Here is a 573-nt window from a genome sequence, read left to right as displayed (position 1 = left end):
AGCCTTTCACGTCCTTCATCGGCTCAGCATGCCAAGGCATCCACCATGCGCCCTTAATAACGAACACACAAACCACCACACACAAACATGCGGGTGGCCACACAAGTGAACTTGACAAAAATTGATTAAAGAAAAAAGAAATCACACAAACACACACAAACAAACCACACGGCCTATTCATCTGTGTTTAATGCTCGCGTCCACTATACAGTTCTCACACAACACCCCAACCACACCCTGCCAACACACACAGTGTCAACAAGACTCATGGTCAGGCACAAAAAAGGGGATAATGCCCCAGACACCCAACAATGCACCAACATACAAACAACATTATTTCTTGTTCAACTGTGCATGGACAACGTGTATCACAAAGCGCCATTCAAACACTTAGTTCGTCTCTTGAGCGTGTGTTTCACCCGGACAATTTTTCAATAATAAAAGTTGGCAGCATGACACTCGCATACTCAACCAACCAAGGGTGCAACTGCACCCGAAAAATAAAAGCTCCTTAGAAAGGAGGTGATCCACCCGCACCTTCCGGTACGGGTACCTTGTTACGACTTCGTCCCA

The 573-nt window shown here is 46.1% G+C and carries 1 rRNA gene; it reads right to left on the bottom strand.

From position 1 onward, the window contains the following. Nucleotides 1–515 precede the first annotated feature (515 nt). Nucleotides 516–573, bottom strand: a 16S ribosomal RNA gene (locus tag RAE09_RS11885); the annotation flags it as partial.

This window comes from Corynebacterium tuberculostearicum (assembly GCF_032821615.1).
Lineage (GTDB): Bacteria > Actinomycetota > Actinomycetes > Mycobacteriales > Mycobacteriaceae > Corynebacterium > Corynebacterium tuberculostearicum_H.
This window is presented reverse-complemented; position numbering and strand designations above follow the sequence as displayed.